This is a genomic window from Burkholderia latens (genome assembly GCF_902499045.1).
Classification (GTDB): Bacteria; Pseudomonadota; Gammaproteobacteria; order Burkholderiales; family Burkholderiaceae; genus Burkholderia; species Burkholderia latens.
This window is the reverse complement of record NZ_CABVPL010000020.1, coordinates 69,355-92,541: the sequence shown is the minus strand read 5'-3', so window position 1 is coordinate 92,541 and position 23,187 is coordinate 69,355. Positions and strand designations below refer to the sequence as shown.

At 69.3% G+C, this 23,187-nt stretch carries 24 protein-coding genes and 1 pseudogene; 14 read left to right on the top strand and 11 right to left on the bottom strand.

Annotation, left to right across the window (positions count from 1 at the left end):
• Positions 1-17: 17 nt before the first annotated feature.
• Complete coding sequence (locus BSE24067_RS16070) at positions 18-1,580, top strand: methyl-accepting chemotaxis protein (protein ID WP_151067722.1); 1,563 nt, start codon at positions 18-20, stop codon at positions 1,578-1,580.
• A gap of 126 nt (positions 1,581-1,706) precedes the next feature.
• Here the strand turns inward: BSE24067_RS16070 and BSE24067_RS16065 are convergent, their stop codons facing one another.
• The 3 genes from BSE24067_RS16065 to BSE24067_RS16055 are packed head-to-tail and all read right to left on the bottom strand — an operon-like array spanning position 1,707 to position 3,223.
• Positions 1,707-2,090 carry a hypothetical protein gene (locus BSE24067_RS16065; RefSeq protein ID WP_151067723.1) on the bottom strand — a complete coding sequence of 128 codons (384 nt, stop codon included), beginning with the start codon at positions 2,088-2,090 and terminating at the stop codon, positions 1,707-1,709.
• 30 nt (positions 2,091-2,120) lie between these two features.
• A complete protein-coding gene (locus tag BSE24067_RS16060) occupies positions 2,121-2,309 on the bottom strand; it encodes a hypothetical protein (protein ID WP_151067725.1) in 189 nt (62 codons plus the stop codon).
• Between the two features lie 14 nt (positions 2,310-2,323).
• Positions 2,324-3,223 (bottom strand): IclR family transcriptional regulator, encoded by a 900-nt coding sequence (locus BSE24067_RS16055; RefSeq protein ID WP_151067727.1) that lies wholly within the window; start codon positions 3,221-3,223, stop codon positions 2,324-2,326.
• Between the two features lie 293 nt (positions 3,224-3,516).
• Here BSE24067_RS16055 and BSE24067_RS16050 point away from each other — a divergent pair, with 293 nt between their 5' ends.
• From BSE24067_RS16050 to BSE24067_RS16020, 7 genes are read left to right on the top strand one after another with little or no spacing between them, the layout of a single operon-like run.
• On the top strand, positions 3,517-4,599 hold the full coding sequence (locus BSE24067_RS16050; RefSeq protein ID WP_151067729.1) for an ABC transporter ATP-binding protein: 1,083 nt from the start codon (positions 3,517-3,519) through the stop codon (positions 4,597-4,599).
• A complete protein-coding gene (locus tag BSE24067_RS16045; protein WP_174904796.1) occupies positions 4,600-5,604 on the top strand; it encodes an ABC transporter permease in 1,005 nt (334 codons plus the stop codon).
• A complete protein-coding gene (locus tag BSE24067_RS16040) occupies positions 5,601-6,395 on the top strand; it encodes an ABC transporter permease (protein WP_151064397.1) in 795 nt (264 codons plus the stop codon). The genes BSE24067_RS16045 and BSE24067_RS16040 overlap by 4 nt, the downstream gene beginning before the upstream one ends.
• A 2-nt stretch (positions 6,396-6,397) precedes the next feature.
• Positions 6,398-6,742: a (2Fe-2S)-binding protein gene (locus tag BSE24067_RS16035; protein WP_151064398.1), complete on the top strand. Its 345-nt coding sequence runs from the start codon at positions 6,398-6,400 to the stop codon at positions 6,740-6,742.
• Positions 6,739-8,184, top strand: coding sequence for an FAD/NAD(P)-dependent oxidoreductase (locus tag BSE24067_RS16030; protein WP_151064399.1), 1,446 nt, complete (start codon positions 6,739-6,741; stop codon positions 8,182-8,184). The genes BSE24067_RS16035 and BSE24067_RS16030 overlap by 4 nt, the downstream gene beginning before the upstream one ends.
• Positions 8,177-9,328 (top strand): NAD(P)/FAD-dependent oxidoreductase, encoded by a 1,152-nt coding sequence (locus tag BSE24067_RS16025; RefSeq protein WP_151064400.1) that lies wholly within the window; start codon positions 8,177-8,179, stop codon positions 9,326-9,328. The genes BSE24067_RS16030 and BSE24067_RS16025 overlap by 8 nt, the downstream gene beginning before the upstream one ends.
• Entirely contained in the window at positions 9,325-10,377 is a 1,053-nt protein-coding gene (locus BSE24067_RS16020) for an ABC transporter substrate-binding protein (protein WP_151064401.1), read from the top strand. Before BSE24067_RS16025 ends, BSE24067_RS16020 begins: the two co-directional genes overlap by 4 nt.
• A gap of 321 nt (positions 10,378-10,698) precedes the next feature.
• Here BSE24067_RS16020 and BSE24067_RS16015 read toward each other — a convergent pair whose 3' ends face one another.
• The 6 genes from BSE24067_RS16015 to BSE24067_RS15990 all read right to left on the bottom strand — a co-directional run bounded on the left by BSE24067_RS16015 (position 10,699) and on the right by BSE24067_RS15990 (position 17,565).
• Positions 10,699-11,100, bottom strand: a complete 402-nt coding sequence (locus BSE24067_RS16015; RefSeq protein WP_151064403.1) for a BON domain-containing protein — start codon at positions 11,098-11,100, stop codon at positions 10,699-10,701.
• Positions 11,101-11,138: 38 nt separating this feature from the next.
• A complete protein-coding gene (locus BSE24067_RS16010; RefSeq protein ID WP_151064404.1) occupies positions 11,139-12,197 on the bottom strand; it encodes a porin in 1,059 nt (352 codons plus the stop codon).
• 115 nt (positions 12,198-12,312) lie between these two features.
• Complete coding sequence (locus BSE24067_RS16005) at positions 12,313-13,611, bottom strand: MFS transporter (RefSeq protein ID WP_151064405.1); 1,299 nt, start codon at positions 13,609-13,611, stop codon at positions 12,313-12,315.
• 44 nt (positions 13,612-13,655) lie between these two features.
• Positions 13,656-14,816, bottom strand: coding sequence for a CaiB/BaiF CoA transferase family protein (locus BSE24067_RS16000; RefSeq protein WP_244130582.1), 1,161 nt, complete (start codon positions 14,814-14,816; stop codon positions 13,656-13,658).
• Entirely contained in the window at positions 14,813-16,000 is a 1,188-nt protein-coding gene (locus BSE24067_RS15995) for an acyl-CoA dehydrogenase family protein (protein ID WP_151064406.1), read from the bottom strand. The genes BSE24067_RS16000 and BSE24067_RS15995 overlap by 4 nt, the downstream gene beginning before the upstream one ends.
• An 11-nt stretch (positions 16,001-16,011) precedes the next feature.
• Positions 16,012-17,565 (bottom strand): AMP-binding protein, encoded by a 1,554-nt coding sequence (locus BSE24067_RS15990; RefSeq protein ID WP_151064407.1) that lies wholly within the window; start codon positions 17,563-17,565, stop codon positions 16,012-16,014.
• Between the two features lie 101 nt (positions 17,566-17,666).
• Between BSE24067_RS15990 and BSE24067_RS15985 the strand changes: the two genes are divergently transcribed.
• Together BSE24067_RS15985 and BSE24067_RS32980 are read left to right on the top strand one after the other, a co-directional pair.
• The gene (locus tag BSE24067_RS15985; protein ID WP_151064408.1) at positions 17,667-18,557 is read left to right on the top strand and encodes a LysR family transcriptional regulator; all 891 of its coding nucleotides are present in this window, start codon (positions 17,667-17,669) and stop codon (positions 18,555-18,557) included.
• Positions 18,558-18,712: 155 nt separating this feature from the next.
• Positions 18,713-18,793: pseudogene (locus BSE24067_RS32980) on the top strand (FMN reductase); the annotation flags it as partial.
• A 70-nt stretch (positions 18,794-18,863) separates the two neighbouring features.
• Here the strand turns inward: BSE24067_RS32980 and BSE24067_RS15980 are convergent.
• Together BSE24067_RS15980 and BSE24067_RS15975 are read right to left on the bottom strand one after the other, a co-directional pair.
• The gene (locus BSE24067_RS15980; protein ID WP_151064409.1) at positions 18,864-20,114 is read right to left on the bottom strand and encodes a YbfB/YjiJ family MFS transporter; all 1,251 of its coding nucleotides are present in this window, start codon (positions 20,112-20,114) and stop codon (positions 18,864-18,866) included.
• A gap of 388 nt (positions 20,115-20,502) precedes the next feature.
• On the bottom strand, positions 20,503-21,048 hold the full coding sequence (locus BSE24067_RS15975; protein ID WP_151064410.1) for an RBBP9/YdeN family alpha/beta hydrolase: 546 nt from the start codon (positions 21,046-21,048) through the stop codon (positions 20,503-20,505).
• 117 nt (positions 21,049-21,165) lie between these two features.
• On the opposite strand from BSE24067_RS15975, the gene BSE24067_RS15970 reads away from it, so the two are divergent.
• From BSE24067_RS15970 to BSE24067_RS15960, 4 genes are all read left to right on the top strand, one after another.
• On the top strand, positions 21,166-21,621 hold the full coding sequence (locus tag BSE24067_RS15970) for an Lrp/AsnC family transcriptional regulator (protein ID WP_151064411.1): 456 nt from the start codon (positions 21,166-21,168) through the stop codon (positions 21,619-21,621).
• Between the two features lie 55 nt (positions 21,622-21,676).
• On the top strand, positions 21,677-21,871 hold the full coding sequence (locus BSE24067_RS15965) for a hypothetical protein (RefSeq protein ID WP_151064412.1): 195 nt from the start codon (positions 21,677-21,679) through the stop codon (positions 21,869-21,871).
• 175 nt (positions 21,872-22,046) lie between these two features.
• On the top strand, positions 22,047-22,169 hold the full coding sequence (locus BSE24067_RS32790; RefSeq protein WP_006479692.1) for a hypothetical protein: 123 nt from the start codon (positions 22,047-22,049) through the stop codon (positions 22,167-22,169).
• A 58-nt stretch (positions 22,170-22,227) separates the two neighbouring features.
• The gene (locus BSE24067_RS15960) at positions 22,228-23,181 is read left to right on the top strand and encodes a CgnE/CgnB domain-containing protein (RefSeq protein WP_151064413.1); all 954 of its coding nucleotides are present in this window, start codon (positions 22,228-22,230) and stop codon (positions 23,179-23,181) included.
• Positions 23,182-23,187: the final 6 nt, after the last annotated feature.

The window sequence follows — 23,187 nt, the reverse complement described above, 5'->3', positions numbered from 1 at the left end:
TCCAGCAAGGGAACGTCATGCGAAAACTCACCATCCGCGGCGGACTCGTCGCGACCATCGCCGGTTATACGATGCTGCTCGTGCTGGTCGTCGGCGCTTGCATTGCCGCGCTCTACGCGGGCAACAACTCGCTCGAGGCGATGTACCGCGACGACACCGCGTCGCTGCTGCACCTGAAAACCAGCTCGGAGCGGATGCTCGTGCTGCGCGAACGCGTGAGCGACGTCGCGCAGATCATCAGCGCCGGACAGCCGGCCAAAACGGAAATCGCGCAGCTCCATACGCTCCTCAAGCAGAGCAACGACGAACTGGATGCGTACGCGCAGCTGCATGCGCGCGACGCCGACGAGCAGGCGCTGTTCGATACGCTGCAGAGCCGTCGCCGCACGCTGCTCGACCGGGTTTTCCTGAAGGCGATGTCGCAACTGGATCAGGACAATTCGTTCGACTTCCTCGACACGCACCGCAATACGCCGCCGGCGCTCTTCACTGCGTACCAGGATGCAATCGACGCGCTCGAAGCGTTCCAGGTCGCGCGCCAGAAGGCGCGCTACGATGCGGCCGGCGAGCGTTTCCACCGGATCGTGTGGGCGATGGCGGCGGTCGCCGTGTTCGCGCTGGTGATCGGCTTCATTGCCCAGCGCGTGCTCGCGAAGGCGATCATCGAGCCGATCCACCTCGCCGTCGCGCATTTCGACAGGATCTCGAAAGGCGACCTGACCGGCACCGTCGCCATTCCCGGCGAAAACGAAATGGCATATCTGCTGAACGCGTTGAAGCGGATGCAGGACGGTCTCGTCGAAACCGTGACGCAGGTGCGCGCGAGCACGGAGACGATCGTCGGCGACGTGCGCACGATCGCGAGCGGCAACGTCGATCTGTCCGCGCGCACCGAGCAGCAGGCCGTGTCGCTGCAGCAGGCGGCGGCGAGCGTCGAGCAGCTGACGGCCACCGTTCGCCAGAACGCGGACAACGCACGCGATGCCCGCACGTACGCAGAGGGCGCCGCCGGAATCGCAACGCGTGGCGGAGACGCGATGCAGCGCGTCGTCGCAACGATGTCGTCGATATCGAACAGCTCGGCGCGGATCTCCGGCATCGTCGGCGTGATCGAAAGCATCGCATTCCAGACGAACATCCTCGCGTTGAACGCCGCCGTCGAAGCGGCGCGGGCGGGCGAACAGGGGCGCGGTTTCGCGGTGGTCGCGACCGAGGTGCGCGGGCTCGCGCAGCGTTGCGCGTCGGCGGCGAAGGAAATTCGCGAACTGATCGGCGATTCGACGCAGCGCGTCGAGGACGGCAGCAGTCTCGTCGCGCTCGCCGGCGCCGCGATGACCGAGCTCGTCGCGGCGGTCGAGCGCGTGAACGCGATCATGGGCGAAACGAGCATCGCATTCGACGAGCAGACGTCCGGCATCGAACAGGTGAATGCGGCCGTGATCCAGATGGAGCAGACGATGCAGCGCAACGCCGCGCTCGTCGAAGAGGCCGCCGCCGCGGCGCTGTCGCTCGAGGATCAGAGCGCGCGGCTGAGCGACGCCGTCGCGCAGTTCCGGTTGCGGGAAAGCGCGGCGGCATGACGTTGCCGGCCGGCCGCGATCCGGCTCGTGCTCGACGGAACGTCACGCCGCGTCACGACACGCGCGCCGCGGTGCGGCGTGGTGTCGTGACGGCAGAATGCAGATGGGTGGCTTTGCGGTTCGCGACTAGGCGGCCCGTTGCAGCAGGTCAGTCGCGAACGACCTCGCATGCGCGACGGCTTGCTGTGCATCGGAGAATACGCCGAGCTCGTCCCAGCGCTCTTCGGCCGCGTAGGTTCCTTTCACGGCGAGCGCACGCTGAACGCGCAGCTGCGCTGCGAACCGGCCGTCCTCCAGCGCGCGGGCCGTCGCGATGACGCGGTGCGGCGGGCCGGCCCGCTCCGGCTGAATCAACTCGACGGGACCGCCCGGCGCGCCGATATCCTTCAACTCGTTCCTCGCCTTGCAGTCCGGGCAGTAGAAGCACCACCCGGCGTCTTCGTGACTGGATCTGACTTGCCCGCGAGCCAGCACGGCACGGCATTCAACGTTTTCGCAGATGAACGGCATGGCAGTCTCCGGAGTTGTTTGACGGAAATCCTAGCATGCCCGGTCGACGGCGAAAGCAAAAAAACCGGCCGAAACCGGGCTGGCCTCCGCCGACGTCGCGCCGCGCGAATCGCCGCGAATGCGGCAGCGCTCGATAGCGGATGCGCGCCACGGCGTCTTCGGTTCGTCGAGCAGATGACGCAGGCCGCTGCGCTCGACCATCATGTCCGCGACCGTCATCGCGCGTTCGAGCGCTATACCGTTTTCCCGGCTAGCCCGTGCATCGGCCGCCGCAGCGCGGCGTCGAACGGATTCGTGCGCGGGCCGATCGCTTCGGCCTGACGCCGCAGCAGCTCGACGACCATCGGCATCCGGTCGTCGCCGAGCCGCGACGCGAGCGTGCCGACGCTCAGCGCGCCGACCGGATAGCCGGTGCGATCGAGGATCGGCACCGCGACGCCGGCCATCCCGTCGAGCACGCCGCTGTTGCGGCCCGCGTAGCCGAGCTGCCGCACGCGTTCGATCTCGGTGCGCAGATACACCTCGTCGAGCACGCCGTAGCCGCGGATGCGCGGCACGTTGAAGCGGATCACTTCCTCGCGCTCCGCTTCCGGCAGGAACGCGAGGATCGCGAGGCTGCCCTGCCCGACGCCGAGCGCGATCCGCCCGCCGATGTCGCCGGTAAACGACCGGATCGGAAACGGCCCTTCGCACAGATCGAGACACACGGCGTCGAAGCCGCTCTTCACGAGCAGAAAGATCGTCTCGCCGAGGCTCGCGCACAGCCGCAGCAGCGCGGGCCGGCACAGCGTGCGCATGCTGCTCGGGTTGCCGGCCAGCGCGGCGAGCGCGAAGAAGTCGACGCTCAGCCGGTACAGCTTCGACTGCTCGTCCTGCTCGACCATCCGTTCGGCGATCAGCGACTGCAGGATCCGGTGCGCGGTGCCCTGCGTGAGGCCGACGGCCTTCGCGAGATGCGTGACGCGCACGCCGTCCTGCTGCATGGCGGCCAGCGCGCGCAGGATCGCGAACGCGCGCTGCAGCATGCCGGTGCCGGGCGTGCCGGCTGCGCCGGCCGCATCTGCTGCCGCGTCCTCGTCCGGATGTGCCAACCGCGCGGCACGCGGCGTTCCGCGCGAATGGGGTTCCTGCATGCCGGCTCTCCTCGATGATTTCGTTCAATGGAATAGGCGAGCCGCCATTGTCGCGCCGCCGAAAAACGCCGGGCATCCGGGTGTGCACGGGATTGACGCGCGCTTTTCACCGTCGCGGCGCCTTCATTAAATGGAACGATTTTCCGTCGCCGTGCCGATCCATTCCGTTCACCGGAATTTTTCGAAAATTCCTCTCGTTGAGCAGAATTCGAAATTGACGCTCCGAAATATGGCTGGCTAGAGTCCGCGTCAATGACGCACCGGCCATCCGGTGCGCGCACCCGGAGCCTCCCATGTCGTTTCTCACGCTTACGGATCTGACGAAATCGTTCGGCGAGCTCACCGCCGTCGCCGACGTCAACCTGTCGGTCGAACAGGGCGAATTCGTGTCGCTGCTCGGGCCGTCGGGCTGCGGCAAGACCACGACGCTGCAGATGATCGCCGGCTTCGTCGACGTCACGCGCGGCCGCATCGCGCTCGACGGGCAGGACATCACGCACATGAAGCCGAACCGGCGCGGGCTGGGCATCGTGTTCCAGAGCTATGCGCTGTTTCCGCACATGAGCGTCGCCGAGAACGTCGGCTTCGGGCTCGACATGCGCGGCGTCGACAAGGCCGAGCGCGCGGAGCGCATCCGCGCCGCACTCGCGCTCGTGCGCCTCGATGCGCTCGCGCACCGCTTTCCGCGCGAACTGTCCGGCGGCCAGCGGCAGCGCGTCGCGATCGCGCGCGCGATCGTCATCGAGCCGCCGGTGCTGCTGCTCGACGAGCCGATGTCGAACCTCGATGCGAAGCTGCGCGAGGACATGCAGTTCGAACTGCGCGCGATCCAGCGCAAGATCGGCACGACGACGATCATGGTCACGCACGATCAATCGGAGGCGCTGTCGATCAGCGATCGCGTGGTCGTGATGGAAGCCGGACGCATCACGCAGACCGACACGCCGTACCGCGCGTACGAGCGCCCGGAGAACCACTTCGTGTCGCAGTTCATCGGCAAGGCGAACCTGCTGCCCGGCACGATCGTCGCGCACGACGGCGATGCGATCCGGATCGACCTCGGCCACGATCTCGCGGAAACGGGGCGCACCGCGCATCTTCCGGCGCGCGAGCGCGACGTGCGCGTCGGCGACGCCGTGTCGGTCTGCATCCGCCCCGAGAAGCTGCGGCTGTGCGCGCCCGGCGCGGGCCGCTTCGCCGCGACCGTCACGAGCCGCTTCTTCCTCGGCAGCCAGTGGCTGTACCGCGTCGACAGCGCGCTCGGCGAAGTGCTCGTGTGCTGCCAGAACGAAGGCGCGGAGCCGCTCGCGGAGGGCGCGCCGGTCGGCGTCGACTGGCACAGCGATGCGGTGCGCGTGATGCGCCGGGAGGCCTGAATGGGACAGCCTACCCGCCCGCTGCCGAGCGACGGCGCATCGGTCCGGCTCGCGCAGGCGGGCGCGAGCCCGACCGCCGCGGCCGCCGCCACGGCCGATGCCGTGGCGCCCCACGCCCGCGGAGGCGCCGCGCCGCGCGCGACCTGGCGCGCCCATGCGCCGCTGTGGCTGATGTGCGCGCCCGCGTTCGCGCTGTTCGCCGCGCTCGTGCTCGTGCCGCTCGCGATGACGTTCGCGCTCACGTTCTACCGTTACGATCCGGCCACCGGCCCGATCGCCGCGCTCCAGTTCGGCAACTACGCGGAAGTGCTCGGCGCGTCGTATTTCCACACGATCTTCGCGCGCACGTTCGGCATCGCCGCGCTGACCACCGCGATCTGCGTCGCGATCGGCACGCCGGAAGCGTACGTGCTGTCGAAGATGCGCGACCCGTGGCGCTCGCTGTTCCTGCTCGTGATCCTCGCGCCGCTGCTCGTATCGGTCGTCGTGCGCGCGTTCGGCTGGAGCATGCTGCTGAACACGAGCGGCCTCGTGAACCAGGCGCTCGCGCTCGTGGGCCTCGGCCCGTACAAGCTCGAATACACGACGTTCGCGATCGTGATCGCGCTCGTGCACGTGATGCTGCCGTTCATGGTGATTCCCGTTTGGACGGCTTTGCAGCGGCTCGATCCGCAGACCGAGCATGCGGCGCTGTCGCTCGGCGCGTCGCCGTTCACGACGCTGCGCCGCATCGTCGTGCCGCAGCTGATGCCAGGCGTGCTGTCGGGCAGCCTGATGGTGTTCGGGCTGTCGGCGAGCGCATTCGCGATTCCCGGCCTGCTCGGCGGGCGACGCCTGAAGGTCGCGGCGACCGCCGTCTACGACGAATTCCTCGGTTCGCTGAACTGGCCGCTCGGCGCGACGATCGCGGTGCTGCTGCTCGTCGCGAACCTCGTCGTGATGCTCACCTACTATCGCGTGCTGGAACGCCGCTACGCGCGCAGCCTCGGAGGCGCTTCCCGATGAGAAAGAATGGCCCGTTCGCGCTCGCGTTCCATACGCTCGTGATCCTGTTCGTGCTCGCGCCGCTCGCGATCGTCGTGCTGGTCGCGTTCACGCCGGACGAAACGCTGACGCTGCCCACGCACGGACTGTCGCTGCGCTGGTTCCGCGCGATCCTCGACTATCCGGATTTCGTGACCGCGTTCGCGAACAGCGTGAAGCTCGCGTTCGCATCGGCGACGCTGTCGCTCGCGATCGCACTGCCGGCCGGGCTCGCGATCGGCCGCGCGGCGTTTCCCGGCCGCGCGTTCCTGAACGGCCTGCTGCTGTCGCCGCTCGTGATTCCCGGCCTCGTGCTCGGCATCGCGCTGCTGCGCTTCTTCGCGCTGATCGGCGCGACGGACTCGTTCGCGTGGCTCGTGGTCGCGCACATGATCGTCATCACGCCGTTCGTGATGCGGCTCGTGCTCGCGTCCGTCGCGGGCCTCGACCGCAGCGTCGAGCAGGCCGCGTGCTCGCTCGGCGCCGATCCGTGGACGACGTTCCGCCGCATCACGCTGCCGATGATCGTGCCCGGCATCACCGGCGGCTGGCTGCTCGCGTTCATCAACAGCTTCGACGAACTGACGATGTCGATCTTCGTCACGTCGCCGCAGACGGTCACGCTGCCGGTACGCATGTACATGTACGCGACCGAATCGATCGATCCGATGATGGCGTCGGTATCGGCGCTCGTCATCTTCATCACCGCCGGCGCGATGCTGCTGCTCGATCGCGTGTACGGCCTGAACCGCATCCTGATCGGCCAACATTGACGATGACTTCCGTTTCCCGTTCAACCGACACCGTCGACGACGGCGCGCAGTTCGTGCGCGTCGCCGAACGCGGGCGCGACGCCGTGGCGTTCACGCTCGATGGCCGCCCCGCACACGCGCTCGCCGGCGACACCGTGCTCACCGCGATCCTCGTCTCGCAGCGCCGCGTGCGCGTGAGCGAATTCAGCGACAAGCCGCGCGCGGGCTTCTGCCTGATCGGCGCGTGCCAGGACTGCTGGGTGCGCACCGAAGCCGGCGCGCGCGTGCGCGCATGCTCGACGCCGATCGCCGCCGGCATGCGGATTCTCACCGATGCGCGGCACGCGACGGCCGGAGACGCATCATGAGCGACGCACTGCGACCGGTGATCGTCGGCGCAGGGCCGGCCGGCGTGCGCGCGGCCGAGGCGCTCGTCGACGCGGGGCTGCGCCCCGTCGTGATCGACGAGAACGCGCGCTGGGGCGGGCAGATCTATCGGCAGCCGCCGGCCGGCGCCGCGTTCGCGCGCGGCAAGCGCGCGCTGTACGGCTTCGAGGCCGCGAAAGCCGATGCCGTGCACCGGACGATGGCCGCGCTGCTGCCGCACGTCGACTACCGGCCGAACACGCTCGCGTGGGCGTGCGGCGCGGGCCGCATCGACACGCTGCAGGACGGCCGCGAGACGACCGTGCCGTTCTCGCATCTGATCGTCGCGAGCGGCGCGACCGACCGGATGCTGCCGGTGCCGGGATGGACGCTCGCGGGCGTCTATACGCTCGGCGGCGCGCAGGTCGCGCTGAAATCGCAAGGCTGCGCGATCGGCAGCCGCATCGTGTTCGCGGGCACGGGGCCGCTGTTGTATCTCGTCGCGTATCAGTACGCAAAGGCGGGCGCGCACGTCGCGGCCGTGCTCGATACGAGTCCGCTGCGCCGCCAGGCCGCCGCCGCGCCGGCGCTGCTGCGGATGCCGTCGACTTTCGCGAAGGGGCTGTACTACATCGGCTGGCTGCGCGCGCACGGCGTCGCGATCCAAACCGGCGTCACGCTCGAGCGAGTGCTGGGCGAACGGCACGTCGCCGCAATCGGATGGCGTGCAGCAGGCCCTGACGCACCGCCGCGGACGATCGACTGCGACGCGCTCGGCCTCGGCTTCGGGCTGCGTTCGGAAACGCAGCTCGCCGATCTCGCCGGATGCCGGTTCCGTTTCGATCCGCTCAACGGCGCATGGCTGCCGGAACGCGACGCGGCCGGCCGCACGTCGGTGCGCGGTATCTACGTCGCGGGCGACGGCGCCGGCATCGCCGGTGCGGATGCGGCCGAGGCGTCCGGGCGCCGTGCGGCGCTCGCGCTGCTCGACGATGCGGGCATCGCGCCGCCATCGTTATCGCCGTCTCGCGCCGGCAAGCCCGATGCCGCCGCGCTCGAGCGCACGCTCGCGCGGCTCCGCGCATTCCGCGTGGGCCTCGAAGCGGCGTTCGCGCCGCCGGCCGCGCTCGCCGCGCGCTGCCCGGACGACACGATCGTGTGCCGTTGCGAGGACATCGACGCGGGCACGCTGCGGCGCTGCATCCGCGGCGGCGAAGCGACCGAGCTGAACCGGCTGAAGGCGCTCACGCGCGCGGGCATGGGGCGCTGCCAGGGCCGCATGTGCGGCGATGCCACCGCGCTCGTGCTGGCCGCCGAAACCGGCCGCCCGCTCGCCGATGTCGGACGGTTGCGCGCGCAACCGCCTGTGAAGCCGTTTCCGATCTCGGCCGCGCTCGCGGGCGACGACGTCGCGGCGATTCCCGACGAGGCGCGCGATGAGTGAGCGCCGTCACTACGATGTCGCGATCGTCGGCGGCGGGCTCGTCGGTGCGTCGGCCGCGCTCGCACTGACGCGACGCGGGCTGCGCGTCGCGCTGTTCGAGCGCCGCGATTGCGGCGCGCAGGCGAGCGGCGTGAACTACGGCGGCGTGCGCTGCCAGGGCCGCCCCGTCGAACAGCTGCCGCTCGCGCTGCGCGCGCGGCGCATCTGGGATCGCCTGCCCGAGCTGATCGGCATCGACGGCGAGTTCGTTGTGTCCGGCCACTTGCGGCTCGCGCGCAGCGACGCCGATCTCGATGCGCTCGACGCTTACGCCGCGCTCGCCGGCGAGCACGGCCTGCCGCTGCAAGTGATGCGCGGCGACGCGTTCCGCCGCCGCTATCCGTGGCTCGGCCGCGCAGCGCTCGGCGGCTCGCTGTGCGCGACCGACGGACACGCGAATCCGCGCATCGTGTCGCCCGCGTTCGCGCGTGCGGCCCGCGCGGCCGGTGCGGACGTGTTCGAGCACACACCCGTCAACGACGTCCGGCACGACGGCGCGCGGTTTCATATCGATGCGGATGGCCGTGCCTGCACCGCGACCTGGCTGATCAACTCGGCCGGCGCGTGGGCGAACACGATCGCCGAGCGCTTCGGCGAAGCCGTGCCGATGGAGCCGATCTACCCGAACATGTGGGTGACGGAACCGCTGCCGCCGTTCATCACGCACAACCTCGGCGTGTACGGCGGCGGCGTATACGCGCGGCAGGTCGCGCGCGGCAACTGCGTGATCGGCGGCGGGCGCGGCCGCGGCGACGGCGAATTCGGTCAGCCGTCGGTCGACACGACGCGCGCGGTGATGCGCGATGCGTGCGCGCTGTTGCCCGCGCTGCGCGACGCATTGCTGATCCGCACGTGGAGCGGCGTCGAAGGCTGCACGCCGGACCACAACCCGATCATCGGCGCGAGCCGCACCACGCCGAACCTGCTGCACGCGTTCGGTTTTTCCGGCGGCGGCTTCCTGCTCGCGCCGGGCGTCGGCGACGTGCTCGCCGATCTCGTCACGACCGGCGACACCGCCACGCCACTCGATGCATTCTCGATCGGCCGCTTCTTCCCCCAAGCCGCGCCGACCGCCCCTTCCCGTCTAGAGGAGACCCAACGATGAAACTGCTCGGAACGATCGCGGCGGCTGCCGCACTCTGCGTGGCGGGCGTCAGCGCGCCCGCGCCCGCGTTCGCACAAACGAAGACGATCTACATCGGCATGAACGGCGGACCGATGGAGAAGGCCTATACGAGCCAGGTGCTGCCCGACTTCGAGAAGGCGAACAACGTGAAGGTGGTCGTGGTGCCCGGCACGTCGTCGGACGTGCTCGCGAAGCTGCTCGCGAACCGCAACAAGCCGCAAATCCACGTCGCGTTCCTCGACGACGGCGTGATGGCGCGCGCGGTCAGCCTCGGCGTGTGCCAGAAGCTCGACGATTCGCCGGTGCTGAAGGAGTTGTACCCGTTCGCGCGGATGAAGGACGACGTCGGCGCGGGCGTGCAGCTCGGGATGACCGGCATCGCGTACAACAAGAAGCTGTTCGCGGACAAGGGCTGGGCGCCGCCGACGTCGTGGATGGATTTCGCCGATCCGAAATACAAGGGCAAGGTCGTGTTCCAGTCCGCGTCGAGCAGCACGTTCGGGCTGCACGGCTTCCTTGCGATCAACCGGCTGCTCGGCGGCAGCGAGCAGAACGTCGAGCCCGGCTTCAGCAAGTGGGCGAGCACGGTCGGGCCGAACGTCGTCGAATACATTCCGAACTCGGCGAAGATCTCCGAGATGGTGCAGACGGGCGAAGCCGGCCTGTTCCCGCTGACGCCGACCGGCGTCGGCGACCTGCAGGACAAGGGCATTCCGGTCGCGTACGCGAACCCGAAGGAAGGCCCGGTGCTGCTGCTCGTCGACCTGTGCGTGGTGGCGAACAATCCGGATCCGCAACTCGCGCAAAAGCTCGCGCAGTTCCTGCTGTCCGCGCCCGCGCAGACGAAGGCGGCCGAGGCCGGCAAGCAGATCCCGACCAACCGTCTCGCGAAGATGCCGGCGGCGATGCAGCAAAGCCTCGGCAGCGTCGACGATCTGGTGCGCAAGGTGACGGTGGTCGACTGGACCGCGATCAACGCGCGCCGCGCGCAGTGGGATACGCGCTGGAACCGGCAGATCGAGCGGTAATCGACATCCGGTGCGCGGCTGCGTTACCGCAGTTTCTCCGCGACCGTGCGGGCCACCGCGCTCAGCGCATCGCCGCGCTCGAGCGCCGCACGCGGCGGGGTCGCCTCGCGCTGCGCGTCGAAAGCGCGCGGTGCGAAGTCATCATGCTCGTCGGCGGAGCGCCGTCGGCTGCTGCGGCGACCATGGCCGCCAGCGCGAGCCCGCCGGCGAGCGCGAACGTTCCGCCCCCTGGCAGCCCCTGCGGATCGCGGTAAAGCGCCGATGAAATTGCATTGACTCATGCCTCGTCGTGGAAAGGGATCGGGCGATGAGCGCGGGACATCATGGTTGCTGGCCATCGACGCGCAACTCGTTCGATACCGACGTCACGCCGTCGACGCGCCGCGCGACTGCCGCGGCGAGATTCACCTGAGCCGTATCGGTGACCGAGCCGGCGAGCGTCACGCCGCCGTCGCGCACGCGCACGAGGATGCGCGTTGCGTTCAGGTTCTTCGTGCGGGCGAGCGCGGTGCTGACGCGACGCTTCAGCTTGCGGTCGGCGGCCTTGCGCTGCCCGGGCGGCATGCCTACCGACGCCGGTGCTTGCGCTTGCGCCGATTCCTGCATGGCCCGAATCGATGACGATGGAACCGCCGCACTCGCGGCATCGGATTGCGCCTGCGCGGTGACGGTCCAGCACGCTGCCATCAGCAGCCCCGCAACCCATCCGGATGATGTACGCATGATCGATCACGCTCCTGAAAATCGTTGAATAAAATGGCTCAGAACTGCGTCATCAGCCCGATCGACACGCCGGTCGTCACGCTCGCGCCGCGTCGCAGGTTCAGCGCCGCGATGGTCGCCGGGTCACGCATGTACGCGCCGGTCATTCCGTTGCGGTCGACTTCGACATACAGCTCGGTGCGCTTCGACAGGAAATACTCGGCGATCGCGTAGGTCGTCAGCTTGTGGCCGTCCACACCCGACACGTTGCCGAGATTGCGCGCGCGGTCGTAGAACGCGGCCGCGCTCAACTGCACCGACGGCAGCGGCTGCACGACGACGCCGAACGACGGGATATCGTCGCGTCGCGACGGCGCGCCGGCCTTGTTCGCGCGCACGTTCAGCGACGCATAGCTCAGGTAGAAGCGCGCGCGGCCGAGCTGCAGCGTGCCGCCTGCCTGGATCGTCTGCGCCGACTGCGAGCCGTCCGGGCTGTACGTCTTCGCGTACGACACGCCGCCCATCAGGTCCGAATACGTGTACATCGCGGCCGCCGAATAGCTGGTGCCCGCATGCGAGCTGCCTGCCACGCCGCCCGGCGAATAGTTCGCGCCGAAGCGCAGGCCGCCCACCTGCCCGAGATACTTGATCGTGTTGTTGAAACGCGAGTCGAGCGTGAAGAAGTTGCCGTCGAATTGCACGCCCGGCTCGACCGCGAGCGACTGACCACGCCCGCCAAGCGGATCGAGCGCGATGCCGAGATCCTCCGCGACGTTGAACTGACGGCCGAGCGTCAAGCGGCCGAAATCGCCGGCGAGGCCGACATAGGCGGCCTGCGAAAACAGCGTGCCGGGCATCTTCAGCGCACCGGTGCCGCTGTTGAACGCGCCGTCGAGCACGAACAGCGCCCTCAGCCCGCCGCCGAGATCCTCCCGGCCGCGAATGCCGAACTCGTTGCCCGCGATGATGTTGTTGTTGAAGCCGACCTGGCTGCCGCCCGGCAGCCCGTTGACCCACCGCACGCCGCCGCCGATGCGGCCGAACAGCGTCACGCTCGACTGCGCGTGCGCGCTTGCGCACAGCGCGCCGACCAGCGTCGCCGCGATCATCTTCTTCATGTCTCCTCCTGCCGCGTCGTTGCGCGGCGTATCGTGGTACTACCCTGCCGTCGAGCGGCGCCGCCGCCCGGCAAGCGGTCCACGCGCCGAAAAGGATCCGATGCGGTGCACCGTGCTAGCGGCCGCACGCGCCGACCGGCGGCGCGACGCGCGCCGGTTCGCCCGCGAGACGGCGCAGCGAGCGCTGCGGATCGAGGCACCAGGCGCCAAGCGCGCCGCATGCGATCAGCACGACGCCGCACACGAGGCTCGCCTGTTCGAAGCCGCGCGCGACCGACGCGCCGGCACCCTCGATCAGCATCCCCGTGACGACCGGTGCGCCCAGGCCCGCGAGCGACGCGAAGCCGTTGCTGAGCGCGAGCACGCCGCCGCGCTGCGCATCCGGCGTCACTTCGGCGAGCATCGCGGGGCCGATCGAATACATGGTCAGCGTCAGCCCGCTGCCAAGCGTCAGCAGCACGAGCTTCGCCGCGCGCGGGACGTCCGGCACCGGGAGCATGGCCAGCATCGCGCCGGCGACCGCCAGCGTGACCGCGATGAAGGTGCCGCGTCCGTGCCGCGACGGCATGCCGCGCGCGAGCAGGGTTTGCGACAGCCACGCGAGCGCGAGGCTGAGCGGCGACGTGACCGCGACGAACAGCGCGAACATGCGGCCGGCCGCATGCGGTCCGAAGCCGAGCCCGAGTTGAAGGTAGGTCGGCATCCATGTGAGCGTCATCGCGAGAATCCAGTTCGCCGCGAAATGACCAAGGAAATTGCCGAGCACCGTTCGGTCGGTCAGCAGCAGCCCGTACGGCACGCGGTCGCCACCCGCCGCGCGCGGCGCACGCGCCAGCGCGCCCTCCTCGCCGAGCACGGCCCACGCGGCGCACCACGCCGCCCCGAGCAGCGCGAGCACCGCGAAGTTCGCACGCCAGCCCCAATGCGTCGTGACGACCGGAATCGTCAGCCCCGCGATCAGCAGGCCGAGCGCGCTGCCCTGGTGCAGCAACGCGACGGGAAGGTTGCGCCGCGTATCGGGAAACCACTTGTAGATTGCGTGCGTCGCGACCGGCGACGCCGGCCCTTCGCCGATGCCGAGCAGCACGCGGCACGCGACGACGACCCAGATCGAGCCGGCCAGCAGCATCGGCAGTTGCAGCAGCGCCCACGCGGCCGCCATCGCGAACAGCAGCCATTTCGCGGGCCAGCGGTTCGCGGCGATGCCGCCCGCGACCGCCGCGACCGCGAACAGCCAGTTGAGGCTGCCGCCGATCACGCCGAACTGCGTCGGGCTCAGATGCAGGTCGCGCATCATCGGCACGGACACGAGGCCCAGCACGACCTTGTCGAGAAAATTCACCAGCATCATCAGCGCGAGCATCGTCGCGATGGACCACGCCCGGCCGGGGCGGTACTGCGCACCATTCGTCATGGCTGTCTCCTGTTTCGTTATCGTGGGCGGTCGGCGGCGACGCGCTATCCGCCGCCGTGCTCGCCGGGCACCGGTACACGGTCGTCGCCGTCCGGCAATCCGAGCGAGAATTTCACCGGGAAGCGCACCGCAAGCGTGTGGTCGGCGCTCACCTCGCGCGCGACGGCGCGGGCACGCACGTGCGGATCGTCGAACACCTCGCCGGCATCGGGCACGCGCGACACCGGCAGCCCGAGCGCGCCGAGCACGCGCATCCACTCGTCCTGCGCGCGCGTCGCGAAGAGCGCGCGCAACTGCGCGCCGAGCGCATGCCGATGCTGCTGCCGGCCCGCGCGCTGCGCGTAGCGCGGCTCGCGCAGTGCCGGACAGGTCTCGCCGAGCGCATTGGCGAACACGGCCCAGAACTTGTCCTCGACCGTCGCGAGCACGATGTGCCGCCCGTCGGCAGTCTCGAACAGGTCGTTGTCGGGCATCACCCAGCGCGCGGCGCCGGGCGTGTCGCGCCCCGTGCGCAGCGCCCATGCCGCCGGCGCGGTCCACGCGAAGATCGCGTCGTGGATCGACACATCGAGGTACTGACCGAATCCGTTCGCCCGTGCGCTCATCACGGCGACGACCAGCGCGAGCGCGGCGTGCAACGCGGCCGCGTGATCGGCGAGGCGCACGCGCGGCCGCGCGACGGTGTCGTGCAGTTGCGCGGGCACCGCCCAGTAGCCGGCATCGGCGAGGAAGTTCAGATCGTGGCCGGGCCGGTTCGCATACGGGCCGTCCTGCCCATAGCCGGTGATCGAGCACAGCACGATGCGCGGGTTCGCGCGGGCCAGCGTCGCGTAATCGAGCCCGAGCCGCGCCATCACGCCAGGCCGGTTGCCTTCGACCACCGCATCGGCGTCACGCACGAGATCGAGAAAGCGCGCGCGGCCATCCGGCGTCTTCAGGTCGAGCACCAGCGAACGCTTGCCGCGGTTGAACTGCGCGAACGTGTCGGCGCCGAACTGGCGCAGCGCGTCGCCGCCGGGCGGCTCGACCTTGATCACGTCAGCGCCGAGCTGGCGCAGCAGTGCACATGCATGCGGACCCGGCAGCAATTGCCCGGCATCGACGATGCGCACGCCGCGCAGACATGACCAGGCGGGCGCGCCGCCCTGGCCGTCAGCGGTCGGCCACGCACCGTGCGTGCCGCGCACGCTTTCCTGCGCCGTCATGCGCGACCACCCGCCGCTGCCGGTTCGAGAATCGCCTTCGCAATCGTGTTGCGCTGGATCTCGCTGGTACCGGTCAGGATCCGGAACATGCGCAGCTTGCGGAACGTCTGCTCGACCGGATGGCCGCGCGTCACGCCCGCGTTGCCGTGAATCTGCACGGCCTTGTCCGCGACCTCGAAGCAGCGCTCCGACACGAACAGCTTGCAGGCGGACGCCATCATCCGCAGGTCCGCACCCGCATCCGCGAGCGCCGCGGTGTGCGCGATCATGCTCTCGCAGGCCCATAGTTCGGCGGCCATGTCCGCCAGCATGTGCTGGATCGCCTGGAAGCGCGCGATCGGGCCGCCGAACTGCTGGCGCGTGCGGGCATAGTCGAGCGCCGCCCGGTACGCGGACATCGCGAGGCCGAGCATCGTCGGGCAGTGCAGCAGCCGGTTCACGCTGATGCGCGACATGCCGAGCCTGAATCCGTTACCGATGCCGCCGAACACGTTCTCGCGCGGCACGCGCACGTCGCTGAAACAAATGTCCGCATCGATGTACTGGCCGGACATCGGCACGTACTCGTGATCGACGCGCACGCCCGGCAGGTCGAGATCGACGAGCACGGCCGTGATCTGCGGCGGCGTCGCGGTCGCGTCGGTCACGCACATCACGATCGCGAAATCCGCGAACGGCGCGCCGCTGATGTAGTGCTTCGTGCCGTTGATGACGAGCGCATCGCCGTCCTCGATCGCCGTCGTGCGGATGCTCATCGCGTCCGAGCCCGAGTGCGGTTCGGTCAGCGCGAAGCACGTCGATTTCTCGCCGCGCATCACCGGCTTGAAATAGCGGTCGAGCTGCGCGGGCGTCGCGTACTTCAGCATGTTGCCGATGCGCGGCGGCCCACCGAGTTCGCCGAGTACGTGCGGCGCGAGCGCCGCGCCGCTCGCAGCCAGGTCGGCCTTCAGCGCGCACACCTCGGCGATCGACAACCCCTGGCCGCCGATCTCGACGGGCAAGCTCGCGGTATAGAAGCCGAGCGCGGCCGAACGTTTCCACACGCGGCGCAGCACGTCGCGCGGCCACACGTCTTCCGAGTCGAGCCCCAGCTCGCGCTCGATCGGACGCAGCTCGTCGTCGACGAAGCGCAGCACGGCCGCGCGCAGCGCGACGAATTCGGGGCGTTGCAGATGATCGAACATGGTGGGCTCCTTCAGTTGACGCGACGCGTAACGCCGTTCCAGTACGGCTCGCGCACGAGCTTGCGGGCGATCTTTCCACTCGCGTTCTTCGGCAGTTCCGCGACGAAATCGATGGCGCGCGGCGCCTTGTAGTCGGCAAGCTGCGCGCGGCAGTGCGCGACGAGGTCGGCGGCTTGCGTGCTGCGGCCCGACCGCAGCACGACGACGGCCTTCACGGCCTCGCCCCACTTGTCGTCGGGCACGCCGATCACACATGCTTCCAGCACGTCTGCGTGCCGGTACAGCGCCGCTTCGACTTCGGTCGGATACACGTTGAAGCCGCCCGAAATGATCATGTCGTGCTTGCGATCGACCAGGTAAATGAAGCCGTCGCGATCGGTGCGGGCGAGATCGCCCGTATGCAGCCAGCCGTCGACCAGCACCTCGCGCGTGAGCTCGGGCGCATTCCAGTAGCCGTGGAACACGTCCGCGCCGCGAATCACGATCTCGCCGATCGCATCGCCTTCGACTTCTCGCCCGTGCGCATCGACCACCCGCACTTCCGTTTCACCGAGCGGCCGGCCGCACGATGCGAGCCGCTCGCGGTCGTGCAGCAGCGCATGCGCGTGATCGGCGATCCCGAGCCGCGTGACACCCGACGTCGATTCGCTCGCGCCATAGCCCTGTGACAGCACGGGGCCGATGCGCGCCCATGCTTCCTCGATGCGCGCGGGCGCCATCGGCGCGGCGCCGTAGCCGAGCACCTTCAGGCTGCGCAGGTCGGCCTGCGCGAGCGCCGGCGTGTTCAGCAGCATGTTGACCATCGCCGGCACCATGAAGGTGTGCGTGATGCGCTGGCGCGCGACTTCGGCGAGGAATTGCGCGGGCTCGAACGCGTCGAACAGCACCAGCGTCGCGCCGCAGAACAGGTACGGCTGCATCAGCATCCCCGACGCATGCGTAATCGGCCCGATCAGCGCGAGCCGGTCGCCGGGCTGCGCGGGACGATCCATCCCGAGCACGATCTTGCGCAGCGATGCGAGCCGGTTGCCGTAGCTCTGCATCGCGGCCTTGATGCGCCCGGTCGAGCCGGACGAGAAGTGCAGCACCGCGAGGTCGTCGGCAGCCGGCACGTAGTCGGGCGGCGTGTCGCCGCCCTTCGCGAGCAGCGTTTCGTAGTGGAGATAGCCGGTGGCCGCGCCGTCGAGCGACACGAACCGCTCGACCGACCCGAAGCCCGGCGAATCGGGCGTGTAGTCGGTATAGCCGCGCCCGCCGATGAACGCGACGGGCGTGCAGTTGCCGACGACGTCGGCGGCCTCGGCCGCTGTGAAACGCGGGTTCAGCGCGGCCTTCACGAGGCCAGCCTTGTACAGCGCACACTCGATCTCGACGAGCTCGACGCAGTTGCGCGCCTGCACGGCGATGCGCTCACCGCGCGCGAAGCCGAGGCCGCGCAACGCGTTCGCGAGCCGTGTCGAACGTTCGTCGAGCTGACGGTACGTGACAGCACGATCGCGATGGATCACGGCGGGCTGGCTGCCCCAGTAGCGGGCCGCGCGCCGCAGGAAATAGGTGAAGCTCAAGACGATTCTCCTGGTCGAACAGTGCCGCCAGTCTGTAAGATGCGGGGGCATCACCACAATGCATCACCGGATATAAAGTCATAACCGACAGGAATCGCCTGATGGATACGCGCGATCTGGAGTACCTGCTGGCCGTGGAACGAAACGGCAGCATCGGCAAGGCGGCCGACGCGCTGGGGCTGTCGCAGCCTGCACTGACCAAGGCCATACAGCGGCTGGAGGCGCAAGTCGGCGTGACGCTGTTCGAGCGCACCGCGAACGGCATGACCCCGACGTCGGCGGGCGCGCGCTTCGTCGCCCGCGCCCAGCGGATCGCGCTCGAATTCGACGATGCGATGCAGGAGATGCGCGCGATCCGCGGCGGCGAACAGGGCGTCGTGCGGGTCGGTTACTCGCCGACTGTGCCCAACGCGTTCGTGCTTGGCGCGTGCCGGCAGCTGATTCGCGAACGGCCGGCCGCGCGGCTGCGACTACGCTGCCGGCTCGCCCGCGAATTGCTCGACCTGCTCGCGGCCGGCGAACTCGACCTGGTCGTGGCGCCCGAGCCGCAGCAGCCGGACCCGGCGCTCGACACGATCCCCCTGTTCGACGACCGGCTCACGGTGCTCGCCGGGGCCGCCCACCCGCTGCAGCGCAAGCGCGCGCTCACGCTAGCGGATCTCGCCGACCAGGAATGGCTGCTGCCGGAGACGACGATCCCGGTACGGCACCGGATCGACGACGCGTTTCGCGCACGCGGGCTCCCGGCACCCCGCCTGCGCGTGGAGACCGATTTCGGCAACACGTCGCTGCTGCAGTTGCTGCACGGCACGTCGCTGCTGTGCGTCGGCGGCGCCGACGCGCTCGACCAGGTGACCGGGCTGCGCGCGCTCGACCTGCGGGCCGGTGAACTCGAGCTGGACCGTCGCATCGGCGCGATGCACCGCGCGGGCGCGTACATACCGCCGCTCGCGCAACGGATGATCGCGCTGCTGCAGGAAAGCGCGGCATAACGGGCCGATCATCATTTGCGGGAGTGACGACACCGCCCTTTCTTTGCGGGTTTGACCGGGGCAGAGGTACCGACAACGCCGGTCGGGAGTGCCGCATGTATTGCAAAGACGGCACGCAGCGGCCCGTTTCAGAGTCCGCCCCCCCTCCAACCGGCATCGACGCGACTTCGCTCCGCTTGCGCGACGACGGCGACGGCCTCATCTACTTCAATCGCGCGTTCCATCGCGTGTCGCGCGGCGTGCGTGCGGTAACGGTCGCGCCGCATTGCGTGGGCCGCCCGAAGCGAACCCACGCCCGCCCCCGCACTACGCCGAAGCACGCAACGCACGCTGTCCGGCCGCGAGCGCCGCGCCCGCGAACAGCGTCAGCGCCGAATACACGAGCCCGCGTGCGAGCCCCGCGCTGTCCGACACCCAGCCGATCGCGACCGGCCCGGCGATCTGTCCGAACGCGAAGATCGTCGTGAACGCGCTGATCCCTTTCGCCCAGCCTTGCGGCGGCAGGTTGTGACGCACGAACGCGGTCGTCGCCGCGACCGCCGACAGGAACGTCGCGCCGAACAGCACGCCCGACGCGAACGCGGCCGCCGGGTGCACGAACAGCGCCGGCATCAGCGTCGCGACGCCGAGCAGCGCATTGAGCACCGCGAGCGCCTGGCCGCCGCGCATCCGGTCGAGCAGCGCCGACCACAGCCGCGCCGACACGACGGTCGCGACGCCGAGCATCACGTAGAACGCGGATACGACCGTGCCGCTCATCCCGGCGCCACGCAGCAGCGCGACGATGAACGTCATGTAGCCGATGTAGCCGACGCCGAAGAGGCCGTAGCCCGCGAGCGCGAGTGCGAAGCGTGCGGGGCTCGCGGTCGCGGCGCGCGCGGCGCCGTCGCGCGGTGCGGCCGGTGCCGCATGTGCACGCTCGATCCGGCGGGCCGCCGACACGGCCATCGCCGAGAACAGCACGCACGCGAACGCGAGCGCGAACCACGCGGGCTGCCAGCCGTGCGCGCGATGCACGAGCGTCGCCGGCACGAGCAGCGACGACGCGACGATGCCCCACCCCGTGCCGCCGTAATACAGCCCGAGCAGCAGCCCCGCATCGCGCGGCGACGCGGACGCGAGCCGCGCGGCCAGCACGCCGCCGCTGATGAAGATCAGCGCGCTGCCGACGCCGGTCGCGAGCCGCTCGACGAGCAGCGCGTTCATGGCGGACGTAAGCCCGCATGCGGCCATCAGCAGTGCGGTCAGTGCGCAGCCGGCCGCGAGCAGCGTGCCGCTGCGCCAGCGGCGCGACAGGAACGGGAAAACGAGCGCGCCGATCAGGTAGCCGGCCGCGTTGGCGGTGTTCAGCGCGCCGGCCTGCGCGAAGGTCAAGCCGAGATCGGCTTTCATCGGCGGCAGCAGCAGCGCATACGAGAAGCGCGCGAGGCCGAGCGCGATCGCGCTGCCGAGCGACAGGCAGACCGCGAGCCGCCACGCGGCCACGCGGTCGGGTTCGGTGGCGCCGGTGTCCGGCCGTGCTCGGCCGGCGTGGTCCGGCTGCGGCGCTGCGCGCATCGCGGTGTCTCCATCGTGGTTCGGGCCGGGGCGGCCTCGGCCCCGCATCGGCGACGCGCTCGCGAGCGTGCGCGGCGTGGCGTCGTCGATACGGAAGCCGTATTGTGGCGGGCGCCGATCGCGTTTGCCGGGACCGGTGCGCCGATCGGCCGATGATACTTGAGCGGCCGCGAGCCCGCCGGAGCCAAGCGACGATGCCCCGCACACGCCGCGCACGCGCGCGCAAGCCGACGCAGGCGAGCGCGTGCGGACCCGTGCCGGCGTGCACCGATGCGTGCCGCCCCGTTCCGAGGTTCCGAGGTTCCGAGGTTCCGAGGTTCCGAGGTTCCGACGTGCCGAGGTTCCGACGTGCCCACGCACGCCGACTCGCACCAGCACGCATCACCCGCTACGCGCCCAACCCGGCGCTGAACGCTGCGAACAGCGCCCGCCCCTCGTCCCACGCCGCCAACCCCGACGCCGCGTTCAAGTGCCCGCGCGCGCCGAGCACGACAGGCGTCGCGCCGCGCGCCACCGCCCACGCGATCGCGCGGCCGGACGGATCGTACGGATCGTCCGTACTCGCGATCGCCAGCACCGGCCGGTCGCCGAAGGTGCCGTCCGGCAAACGCGCGAACGCGTGCGCGGCGACCGGAAAATTCGGCCCTTCCGGGTCCGGCACCGCGACGAGAAACGCCCCGTGCACCGCGCGCGCCGCAGCGGCACGCCAATGCGCGAACAGCAGGCAGCCGAGCGAATGGCACACCACGACCGGCGGCGTCGGCGCCGCCGCGACCGCCGCATCGAGCGCCGCGATCCAGTCGCGCAAATCCGGCGCGTCCCACGACGCCGGCGCGATGCGCGCCGCGCGCGGGCACGCCGTTTCCCAGTGCGACTGCCAGTGATCCGCGTCCGAGTTGCCGATCCCCGGCACGATGACGATGCTTCGCTCCATTCCCGCCTCCATGAACATGAGAGCGCTCAGTCTGACCGGCCGGAAAATCATGCGGAATGGCAAGTCATCGGATATTCGGCCAGAATTCCGATGAATCAACGGAACAGGAACGCCGAGATGCCCGACGGAGAACTGGATCGCCTGGATATTTCGATCATCGAGGCGCTGCAGGAAAATGCGCGCACGCCGTTGTCCGAAGTCGGTCGGCGCGTCGGGCTGTCGCAGCCGGCGACGTCCGAACGCGTGAAGCGCCTGGAGGAACGCGGCATCATCGCCGGCTACACCGCGCGAATCGATCCGGCCGCGCTCGGGCTCGGAATGATGGCCATCATCCGGCTGAAGACGACGCACGAGCACATCAGGCCCGCATTGAACGCATTCGCCGAGATGCCGCACGTGATCGAGGTGCACCGGATGACCGGGGAAGACTGCTTCCTGCTGAAGGTGCTCGTGCCGACGCCCGGCCAGCTCGAAACCATCATCGATGCAATTGCCCGCTTCGGCGCGGTCACGACGTCGCTCGTGCTTCGCTCCGAGCCCGTCAAGCCGCTCGGCAAGGCGCTGCTGGGCTGACGCCGGCAACAGCTTGGGCCATGCCCGCCGGGCGGAGGCGGAGACGTCCCCTGTCTTGCGTCTCGCTTCTGCCGCGCCGGGCAGCGGCGAATCCATCGTCCGGCAAATGACGCAAACCGAAACGATCGATGCAATTGAACTCGGATTTAAAAAATCCACCCGTCGATTATTTCGAAATGAGCCCTATATTCCACGAAAAAAACGGCCCGCATTGCTGCTTTTTATCGATTCCCATCGAAAAATCACCTGAAAAATCCGGATGTTTAGCAAGTCTCGGCTAAAAACATCGTGATGCATTGCATTCGCGAAATCGTCAGACTAATATCGACGCCACTCGTCCGGTATTCAAAAAATACCGAATGAGCGGCGGTAAATCCTTTACCGCGCTTTCATGTTGAATCGCTGTTCACCACAGGAGAATTGACATGCAGGAAACCCAGCAGATCGAATTGCTTGACTGGATGCAGGAAGACACGCACCCCGAGGCCGTCGACATGATGGTCGAGGATGCCGTGGTGCCGTTCGGCACCGCGCTCTGGCCGGTCTGAGCGGCCAGTTCGTTCCTTCGGAAGGGCCGCGGCCCTTCCGCCGCTTCCGGAGACACGCATGCAGAACCTGCACCGCGCGCTGGGTTTCCATCCGGCGCTGCGCGACAAGCTCGCACGCGGCGAGACGGGCAAGCTGCTGGTCGGCTACGACACCCGCAACCGCGACACCGCACTGCGCGCGTTTTCCGCGCTGCCCGGCTCGCTCGACGCGACGACCCTCTGCCTCGAAACCACGCCGGCCGCCGACATCGCCGCCGCGCTCACGCACGCGGATCTCTTCGTGCTGCTGTACGACTCGTCGTGCCTGCCGGCGCCGTCGCCGAGCGGCCCGCCGTTCCTTGCCGCGATCCGCCCGGCGATCGTCGAGCACTGGAGCAAGTCGGTGCTGTTCAAGGATTACGGCCCGCATCTCGACGAAGCGTTCGCCGAATCGCTCGACGACATCGCCGCGCGCAACGGCCGGTTGATCGAAGCGGCCGCGCGCGCGTCGCAGCTTCACTTCATCGACGAAGCCGGCAACACGCTGACCGGCTCGCTCACACCCGACCAGAAATGGACGAGCGTCGACGGGATGGGCAATCTCGACGTCGTGCCCGGCGAGATCGCGACGCACGTCACCGATCTGCGCGGCTCGATCGTGTTCAGCGGCACGTTTCTCGGCACCGTGCCGTTCGCGATCAAGTACCGTGTGGCCGAGCGGCTCGCGACGCTGCACGTCGAAGACAGCCTGATCGTCGATTTCGACAGCGACGACGCCGGCTTCCGGCGCGACTTCGCGGCCTATCTCGACCGGCATGAAAACCACCGGCGCATCGAGGAGTTCGGCATCGGCACGAACCTCGGGATCCGCGGGCTGTACGGCCGCAACGCCGGCTTCGAGGAACGCCATCCGGGCCTGCACCTCGGCCTCGGCGGCGGCGCGAACGGCAGCCACCATCTCGATCTGATCTTCGCGCGCGGCACGCTCGCGTTCGACGAGCGGATCGTGTTCGACGGCGCGTTCGCCGTGTGACTGCGG

Coding starts and splice junctions, on each gene's coding strand:
- BSE24067_RS16070 (WP_151067722.1), top strand. CDS start 18: ATGCGAAAACTCACCATCCGCGGCGGACTCGTCGCGACCATCGCCGGT.
- BSE24067_RS16065 (WP_151067723.1), bottom strand. CDS start 2,090: ATGCCGTTCATCTGCGAAAACGTTGAATGCCGTGCCGTGCTGGCTCGC.
- BSE24067_RS16060 (WP_151067725.1), bottom strand. CDS start 2,309: ATGACGGTCGCGGACATGATGGTCGAGCGCAGCGGCCTGCGTCATCTG.
- BSE24067_RS16055 (WP_151067727.1), bottom strand. CDS start 3,223: ATGCAGGAACCCCATTCGCGCGGAACGCCGCGTGCCGCGCGGTTGGCA.
- BSE24067_RS16050 (WP_151067729.1), top strand. CDS start 3,517: ATGTCGTTTCTCACGCTTACGGATCTGACGAAATCGTTCGGCGAGCTC.
- BSE24067_RS16045 (WP_174904796.1), top strand. CDS start 4,600: ATGGGACAGCCTACCCGCCCGCTGCCGAGCGACGGCGCATCGGTCCGG.
- BSE24067_RS16040 (WP_151064397.1), top strand. CDS start 5,601: ATGAGAAAGAATGGCCCGTTCGCGCTCGCGTTCCATACGCTCGTGATC.
- BSE24067_RS16035 (WP_151064398.1), top strand. CDS start 6,398: ATGACTTCCGTTTCCCGTTCAACCGACACCGTCGACGACGGCGCGCAG.
- BSE24067_RS16030 (WP_151064399.1), top strand. CDS start 6,739: ATGAGCGACGCACTGCGACCGGTGATCGTCGGCGCAGGGCCGGCCGGC.
- BSE24067_RS16025 (WP_151064400.1), top strand. CDS start 8,177: ATGAGTGAGCGCCGTCACTACGATGTCGCGATCGTCGGCGGCGGGCTC.
- BSE24067_RS16020 (WP_151064401.1), top strand. CDS start 9,325: ATGAAACTGCTCGGAACGATCGCGGCGGCTGCCGCACTCTGCGTGGCG.
- BSE24067_RS16015 (WP_151064403.1), bottom strand. CDS start 11,100: ATGCGTACATCATCCGGATGGGTTGCGGGGCTGCTGATGGCAGCGTGC.
- BSE24067_RS16010 (WP_151064404.1), bottom strand. CDS start 12,197: ATGAAGAAGATGATCGCGGCGACGCTGGTCGGCGCGCTGTGCGCAAGC.
- BSE24067_RS16005 (WP_151064405.1), bottom strand. CDS start 13,611: ATGACGAATGGTGCGCAGTACCGCCCCGGCCGGGCGTGGTCCATCGCG.
- BSE24067_RS16000 (WP_244130582.1), bottom strand. CDS start 14,816: ATGACGGCGCAGGAAAGCGTGCGCGGCACGCACGGTGCGTGGCCGACC.
- BSE24067_RS15995 (WP_151064406.1), bottom strand. CDS start 16,000: ATGTTCGATCATCTGCAACGCCCCGAATTCGTCGCGCTGCGCGCGGCC.
- BSE24067_RS15985 (WP_151064408.1), top strand. CDS start 17,667: ATGGATACGCGCGATCTGGAGTACCTGCTGGCCGTGGAACGAAACGGC.
- BSE24067_RS15980 (WP_151064409.1), bottom strand. CDS start 20,114: ATGCGCGCAGCGCCGCAGCCGGACCACGCCGGCCGAGCACGGCCGGAC.
- BSE24067_RS15975 (WP_151064410.1), bottom strand. CDS start 21,048: ATGGAGCGAAGCATCGTCATCGTGCCGGGGATCGGCAACTCGGACGCG.
- BSE24067_RS15970 (WP_151064411.1), top strand. CDS start 21,166: ATGCCCGACGGAGAACTGGATCGCCTGGATATTTCGATCATCGAGGCG.
- BSE24067_RS32790 (WP_006479692.1), top strand. CDS start 22,047: ATGCAGGAAACCCAGCAGATCGAATTGCTTGACTGGATGCAGGAAGAC.
- BSE24067_RS15960 (WP_151064413.1), top strand. CDS start 22,228: ATGCAGAACCTGCACCGCGCGCTGGGTTTCCATCCGGCGCTGCGCGAC.